General features: G+C 65.7%; 6 protein-coding genes. 5 read left to right on the forward strand and 1 reads right to left on the reverse strand.

All coding sequences use genetic code 11. The annotated features are described in order from the left end of the window. Positions 1 to 184: 184 nt before the first annotated feature. The 5 genes from AC5RW2_RS39325 (at position 185) to AC5RW2_RS39345 (ending at position 6,291) form a co-directional block, all read left to right on the forward strand. Positions 185 to 1,087 (forward strand): hypothetical protein, encoded by a 903-nt coding sequence (locus AC5RW2_RS39325; RefSeq protein ID WP_494030518.1) that lies wholly within the window; start codon positions 185 to 187, stop codon positions 1,085 to 1,087. A gap of 121 nt (positions 1,088 to 1,208) precedes the next feature. After that, a complete protein-coding gene (locus AC5RW2_RS39330) occupies positions 1,209 to 1,718 on the forward strand; it encodes a TFIIB-type zinc ribbon-containing protein (protein WP_494030519.1) in 510 nt (169 codons plus the stop codon). A gap of 565 nt (positions 1,719 to 2,283) precedes the next feature. Further along, entirely contained in the window at positions 2,284 to 3,654 is a 1,371-nt protein-coding gene (gene dnaB / locus AC5RW2_RS39335) for a replicative DNA helicase (RefSeq protein WP_494030520.1), read from the forward strand. Positions 3,655 to 3,908: 254 nt separating this feature from the next. After that, positions 3,909 to 5,147: an MFS transporter gene (locus AC5RW2_RS39340; protein WP_494030521.1), complete on the forward strand. Its 1,239-nt coding sequence runs from the start codon at positions 3,909 to 3,911 to the stop codon at positions 5,145 to 5,147. 478 nt (positions 5,148 to 5,625) lie between these two features. Further along, complete coding sequence (locus AC5RW2_RS39345) at positions 5,626 to 6,291, forward strand: transglycosylase family protein (protein ID WP_494030522.1); 666 nt, start codon at positions 5,626 to 5,628, stop codon at positions 6,289 to 6,291. Positions 6,292 to 6,394: 103 nt separating this feature from the next. Here AC5RW2_RS39345 and AC5RW2_RS39350 read toward each other — a convergent pair whose 3' ends face one another. Beyond that, positions 6,395 to 7,048 carry a response regulator gene (locus AC5RW2_RS39350; protein WP_494030523.1) on the reverse strand — a complete coding sequence of 218 codons (654 nt, stop codon included), beginning with the start codon at positions 7,046 to 7,048 and terminating at the stop codon, positions 6,395 to 6,397. Positions 7,049 to 7,201: the final 153 nt, after the last annotated feature.

The raw sequence follows: 7,201 nt of genomic DNA on the forward strand, positions 1-7,201 counted from the left end.
GCCGGTGCGCTTCGGACGGCGGGCTCGAGACGCAGTTGCAATGAAAAGGTAATGGTGCGGCCCGGTCCGGCCCGCGGTTCCGGGCGTAATCTTGCCATAGGTGGACTCCGCGGCCGGTCTCCCCTCGCCCCTTCCTCAGCCGCCGATCCACAGTATCTGGGCTGAAGCACGCTGGAGAGCAACCATGAAGACCCCTCGGTTGGCAGTCGCGTCCGCGCTGGTCTGCGTGGCTCTTGCCGGCTGTACCGGCTCAAACGTGCCGGCCAGCAGTCCGCCGGAAGCGGCCGATACCGGCCCCGCGGTCACCGTGCCGGCCGATTCCTCGCCGGGCGCGGCCGGTCCTGACGAATCCGGCCCTGGCGAATCCGCTCCCGCTGCGTCCTCGCCCGCGGAATCCGCTCCCGAGATCGATGTTCCCGACGGCCGGATGCCGTCGGAGCTGCCATCGGCCTCATCCTCGGTGCCTGCCTCCGGGCCGGCCGACGGCCTGCAGCCCGGTACGCCGTCGACGGCCGCGGAACCTTCGCCGTCTGCCTCCCCGCAGCAGCCTGCACCGGCTCCATCCTTCGGCCCTGAGCCCCCGTCCGCATCGCTGCCACCGATTCCCGCGCTGCCTCCGACCGCGGTGCCCGCACCGGTGCCGGCTCCGGATCCTGAAATGCCGCGGACCCCCGCCGGCTATTCTGTTCCGCTGACGCTCTTCTACATTGCCATTGACGACGGCGGCCGCATCGGCGCGCTGATCGGCTGCAATGACAGCCTGGTCCCGCTTGCTACTGAGCCGGTTACTACCGTCGATCCGCTGGCCGAGACAATGGACCGGCTCCTGGGTAACTCCCAGCCCTTCGTGGGGCGGGCCGGGCTGTACAACCCGCTCTGGCAATCCAGGCTCGTCTACATGGGCAGCCAGTTCGACGGGACGACGGTCACGGTCGAACTCGGCGGCGAGGTGGTGCCGGCCGGAACCTGCGATGTGCCGCGGATCGAGCACATGCTGAAGCAGGCGGCTCTGACGGCTGCAGGAGCGCGGTTCGCGGTGATCCTGGTCAACGGCGTGCCGATCGAGGAACAGCTCAGCAGCCGGTAGCACGACGACGGCACCGCCCCTGCCCTGTCGTGCCGGCCTTTGGGGGACTACAGTGGGACTCTCCGGACGGATCTTTTTCCGCCCGGAGTGCGTCCCGGCCTCTTAGGCCAGAGGAGGAACAATGAAGTGTCCTGTGGACGATACCGACCTGGTCATGACGGACCGCGCCGGAGTGGAAATCGATTACTGCCCCAAGTGCCGCGGCGTGTGGTTGGACCGCGGTGAACTGGATAAGGTCATCGACCGTTCTGCGCAGCTGATGCGGGAGGTCCAGCCTGATCGGGTCCATCCCGGAGCGGGGCAGGACGCCCCGCCGACGTACCGGCCCGCGGCGGCCCCGCCGCCCCTGCCTTCACCGCTTCTGAAAGAACCAGGCAGCGACGGCCGGTACGGGGAGCGCGGAGAGCGTTTTGGCCAGCCCACCCATGAACGGCCCCGCGGTGAACAGACCCGCGACGGCCAGCGCTTTGAACAGCCCGGCTATGACCGCCCGCGCTACGACCAGCCGAGGCACGACGACGACCGGTACCACCGGGACGAGCGCGGCTATGACCGCAAGTACGGCAAATACGGAGACCAGGGACGGCGCCGGAAGAAGGACAACTGGCTGGGCGAGCTCTTCGATTTCTGAGTCGATTTCTGAGCCGCCGTGGCGCCTCGGCTCTTCCTGAATAACATGCGGCAGACGGCATACAGGCTGATCGGCAAACGGTTGCCGTTGCTGCCTCGCATCCAGTGTGTTTTATAACTCACATTGTGGATATTCCCTGTGGATAGCGCCCGTTAAGCCCTCGGTCCGGCTTCTGTCAACACGGCCAATGTGGATGAAAATTGTGGAAAAATACTTTTCCTCCACAGGTGTGAATACACGTTTCCGCAGGTCAGGGGCCTGTTACTGCCCAGTTTCAAAGATTATCCACAGGGTTCTCCCCATCCTGTGCACAAGATATGCCCACTAATCCACACCCTATGCACAAGGCCTGTGGATAACTCGCTTGGCGCGGCGCCGATAGGGGGCTAACGTTGCCGGGTATCCCCGCGGGGGATTGCGGTCCGGGCTTCGGCCGCACCAAAGCGTTCTGCCACCAAGTGAGGTGGAAGCCGGACCATTTTTGTCAGTGCCGGTTGATAGAAAGAATGCCCAGCCAATCACAGGCGCGGACCGCAGGACCATAGGGAGAGAAGGGCTTAACACCATGTCGTTGACCCATGCAGACGCAGTAGACGCCGGTCGGGAACCGCAGTTCGCCCGCACCCCTCCCCAGGATCTCGTCGCCGAGCAGTCCGTCCTCGGCGGCATGATGCTGTCCAAGGACGCCATTGCGGACTGTGTGGAAGTCCTGCGCGGCGTGGACTTTTACCGGCCGGCCCATGAGGCGATCTACGAGGCCATCATCGACCTCTACGGCCGGGGTGAACCCGCGGACGCCGTGACTGTCTCCGATGAGCTGACCAAGCGTGGTGAAATCACCCGGGTCGGCGGTCCTGCCTACCTGCACACCCTGATCCAAGCCGTCCCTACCGCGGCCAACGCCGGTTTCTATGCGGAGATCGTCCGGGAGCGGGCCGTGCTGCGCCGCCTGGTGGATGCCGGCACCAAGATTGTCCAGCTGGGCTACTCCAACGATGGCGAAGTGGATGACATTGTCAACGCCGCCCAGGCGGAGGTCTATGCCGTCGCTGAACGCCGGACCGCGGAGGACTACGTTCCGCTGAAGGACATCATCGAGAGCACCGTCGATGAGATCGAGTCCGCTGGCCACCGCGGCGAAGGCATGACCGGCGTCCCCACCGGCTTCTACGAACTGGACGAGCTGACCCAGGGCCTCCACGGCGGGCAGATGATCGTCATCGCGGCGAGACCCGCCGTGGGCAAATCTACCTTCGCATTGGATTTCGCCCGTTCCGCGGCTATCAAGCACAACCTGACGACGGTATTCTTCTCGCTCGAAATGGGCCGCAACGAAATTGCCATGCGCCTGTTGTCAGCCGAGGCAACCATCGGCCTGCAGGACCTGCGCAAAGGCACCATCAAGGACGAGCAGTGGGGCAAGATCGCGACCACCATGGGCCGCATGAACGAGGCGCCGCTGTTCATCGATGACAGCCCGAATATGTCCCTGATGGAGATCCGGGCCAAGTGCCGCCGCCTGAAGCAGCGCCACGACCTTAAGCTGATCGTGCTCGATTACCTCCAGCTGATGTCCTCAGGCAAGCGCGTGGAATCCCGCCAGCAGGAAGTCTCCGAGTTCTCCCGTGCCCTCAAGCTCCTGGCCAAGGAACTCGAGGTTCCGGTCATCGCGCTGTCGCAGCTGAACCGTGGTTCGGAGCAGCGCACCGACAAGAAGCCGATGGTCTCCGACCTTCGCGAAAGTGGATCGATCGAGCAGGATGCGGACATGGTCATCCTGCTCCACCGCGAGGACATCTACGACAAGGAATCTCCGCGCGCGGGCGAGGCCGATGTGATCGTGGCCAAGCACCGAAACGGCCCGACCAAGACCATCGTGGTCGGCTTCCAGGGCCACTATTCGCGCTTCTCCAACATGGCGGTCGAGCACGGGTAGCCGCCGCGCCGGCAGGCTCTGATCCGGCGTGCCGGCCGGACGCGCGGGCTATTCGGCGGCGAAGGACAGGCCCTCCGCAGCCAGTGCGTCCCGGAGTTGTCCCAGAGCCTTCGGCCCCATGCCGTGAAGGGCGGCAAGCTGTGCCTCCGTCCGCGCGGCGAGCTGGTCCAGGGTCGTGATATCCGCAGCGGTTCATCGGCTTCCTCGCACAAGGTTGAGCGGGACTGGGCCTTCCACATATTAGTCTCGGAGGAATGAACAAGAGACCGGCCGGAAGCAGCAATTCCAGCGGATGGCTGTGGGCACTGGTCGCGGCGGCGGTGCTGGCCCAGACAGCGCTGAACCTGGCGCGTCCGCTCATCTCCTACAAGATCCTCGCCCTCGGCGGGGACGCCGCGGCCATCGGCCTGGTCACCGCGCTCTTTTCCTTCCTCCCCATGATCGCTGCGCTGTGGCTTGGCCGGCTCAGCGACCGCCTTGGGTCCTTGCGCGGGCTGGTGATTGCCGGCGTCGTGCTTTTCAGTGCGGCGGCAGGTGCGCTGGCGCTGATGCCGTCCATCGCCTGGCTTGCCCTGGCCAGCGCGGCACTGGGTTTGGGGCAGTTGGTGTTCACCATTGCCGGGCAATCAACCATTGCCCGGCACTCCACGGCGAGCCAGCTGGACAGCGGCTTCGGGTGGTACACGGCGGCATTTTCCTTCGGGCAGCTGCTGGGGCCGCTGCTGGCAGGCCTCCTGCTGGGCGGGCAGTTGGACAGTACGCCTTCGTCCCGGCTGGCGGACATCAACGCCGCGCTGTTCCTGGCGGCGGGCATCGCGGTGCTGGCGGTGCCCGTGATGGCGCTCAGAGCGGCCGGAGGACCGCGGAAGGCGAGCAAGCGGTCTGCAGCGAAGCCGGTGCCGGCCGAATCGGCCGGCAGCATCCTGGCGCGGCCGGGCGTCAAATCCAACATGGTTGCCAGCATCGCGCTGCTGTGCACGGCGGACATCCTGGTGGCGTTCCTGCCGCTGATCGGAGAGGAACGCAATGTGGCTCCGCTGTGGGTTGGAATCCTGCTGGCCATCCGTGCTTCCGCCTCCATCCTGTCCCGCCTGCTGCTCTCCCGGTTCCTCGTCACCTGGTCCCGCAGCCAGCTGGTGACGTCCAGCCTTGCCGGTTCCGGGATTGCACTGACCATCACGCCGTTCTTCATGGACAACTTCTGGGTAGCAGGAATCACACTGTTTGTCGGGGGTTTCTTCCTGGGCCTGGGCCAACCGCTGACCATGTCCCTGATTACCCAGGCCGTCAGCCCGCAGTCCCGCGGCGCCGCACTGGCTGTCCGGATGCTGGGGAACCGGGTTGGCCAAGTGGTATTGCCGCTGGCCGCCGGCCTGGTGGCGGCTCCGCTGGGGCCGTCGGGAGCCATCTGGTTTTCATGCCTGGTGCTGGGCGCCACGGCATCGGCCAAGGGTCTTGCGGCGGACAAGCACGACGGCGGCGAGGCGGCTTAACTTGGCCGGCGCGCTCTCTCCTGGTGTCCAGAATGCGAGACGGCGCGTCGCCGATTTCCAGGCAGTCCCAAGAAGCCGTTAGCCTCGGATCTGGCCACCGGTTTCCGATGTCTCCCCATGTCCCGAAACCGCGGAATTCCGCGGAAATCGAGACAGGATCCGCAGCTTCGAGGCAGCTCTCCGGATCCCTTACATCCTCCGTTCAGGAAAAGCGGTAACAGGCACCTAACGATTCCGATATTTCGATATCGATTTGGTATCGGCGCGAGGATGTTTTACGGTAGACCACGTCCCTTGGGGGGACCCTACAGAATGCTGCGGCCGTCATGCGCGCAGCTACATATGCTCGGTGCTGCCCTACACCTCACGCCGTCGACATGGCAGCCACCGCAACAGACCTCAAACAGTCTGGGTAGACGGCGCGCTAAGAAGTCCGGGGACGGACTGAGCGAAGGTGGCCCGCCGGAGCATCGCACCCATGAAGAACTCCACTTTCAGCCGCAACGTTCGCCGCAGCCTTGCCGTCGTAGCCCTTTCCGGCCTCACCGTAGGATTCGCCGGAACCGCCGCCAACGCCGCACCCGCCCCCGCCACCGGCACCTGGGACGCGCTTGCCCAGTGTGAGAGCGGCGGCAACTGGGGCATCAACACCGGAAACGGTTACCAGGGCGGCCTGCAGTTCAGCCCGAGCACCTGGGCTGCGTTCGGTGGCCAGGGTTCGGCCGCCAACGCCAGCAAGTCCGAGCAGATCGCGGTTGCCGAGCGGGTTCTGGCCGGTCAGGGCTGGGGCGCATGGCCCGCCTGCTCCGCCAAGCTTGGCCTCTCCGGTGCCCCCACCGGCACCCCTGCTCCCGCCCCGGCTCCGGCCCCCGCTGCCGCTCCGGTTCAGGCTCCGGTCCAGGTCCAGGCCGCTCCGGTTGCCCAGGCTCCGGCTGCTCCCGTTGCCCAGGCTCCGGTGGCCCAGACTGCCGTCCAGGTCAGCGGCGAGACCTACACTGTCAAGGCCGGCGACACTCTCAGCAAGATCGCCACTGCCCTGGGCATCACCGGCGGCTGGGAGCAGCTGGCTGCCGCCAACACCGCCACCGTGGCCGACCCCGACCTCATCTTCGTGGGTCAGGTCCTGCAGCTGCCGGCCAAGTAAGACTTCTTCCGCAGCATCAACGCGCATGCGCTCCGTATCTCCGCCTTGCGGGGAGCCGGAGCGCTTCCGCGTTTAATGCCTGCTGCTGCCGCAGCAACTGCAGCTACAGCAGCTTTAGCCGTGTGGCGGTGACCACTGCCTCCAGCTGGGAATGCGCGTCCAGCTTGGCCAGGATGGATTTGACGTAGCCGCGGCAGGTGTTCTGGGAAATGCCCAGGGTCTTGGCGTTGGTCCGGACATCCTGGCCCGTGGCCATCAGCCGCAGCACATCCAGTTCCCGCTGGGTCAGTGCCGGGATGGATGAGTCCGTTTCCGACTGCTGCCGCCGCGTGGCCAGCTGCGCCAGCAGTGCCGGATGCGTGATCATGCTCCCCGGCCGTGCCTGCCGCAGCGTGTCAAGCATGGTGGCCAGCGAACCGTCCTTGGGCAGGAAGGCACAGGCCCCCAGCGCGGCGGCCTGTTCCAGTACCTCGATGGACGGGTCGCCGGTAAGCATCACGATCCGGGTGGAGGGCTCCCGCGCCAGGATCTGCTCCGCGGCGGTCAGCCCGTTGCCGTCCGCCAGGTGGTAATCCATGACGACGACGTCGGGACGCAGGCTCAGCGACATCCTGACCCCGGCCTCCACGCTTTCCGCATGGCCGATGCTGACCAGGTCCGACTCCCGGTTGAGCGCTCCCATGAGCAGTTCCGCGAAGGTCGTATGGTCGTCGACTACCAGTACCCGTGTCTGTTCCAAAGCAGCTTCTACCGCCATTTCATTTCCCCCAATGTACTGTTGACGCATTTCCGGTGCCGGACCGGAAAACCAGGGCCGATCAGGCGGCGGCCATGGCTTTGTGCAGGAATTTGTTCAGGATGTTGCCGGCGGCGCGGACGGAGGCCTGCGGGGTGCTTTTGTGCTGGTTGG

The organism is Arthrobacter sp. B0316-1-20, assembly GCF_059091865.1.

Bases quoted from the DNA above. Each gene is read 5' to 3' on its own strand.
- dnaB (WP_494030520.1), top strand. From the start codon at position 2,284: ATGTCGTTGACCCATGCAGACGCAGTAGACGCCGGTCGGGAACCGCAG.
- AC5RW2_RS39340 (WP_494030521.1), top strand. From the start codon at position 3,909: ATGAACAAGAGACCGGCCGGAAGCAGCAATTCCAGCGGATGGCTGTGG.
- AC5RW2_RS39325 (WP_494030518.1), top strand. From the start codon at position 185: ATGAAGACCCCTCGGTTGGCAGTCGCGTCCGCGCTGGTCTGCGTGGCT.
- AC5RW2_RS39345 (WP_494030522.1), top strand. From the start codon at position 5,626: ATGAAGAACTCCACTTTCAGCCGCAACGTTCGCCGCAGCCTTGCCGTC.
- AC5RW2_RS39330 (WP_494030519.1), top strand. From the start codon at position 1,209: ATGAAGTGTCCTGTGGACGATACCGACCTGGTCATGACGGACCGCGCC.
- AC5RW2_RS39350 (WP_494030523.1), bottom strand. From the start codon at position 7,048: ATGGCGGTAGAAGCTGCTTTGGAACAGACACGGGTACTGGTAGTCGAC.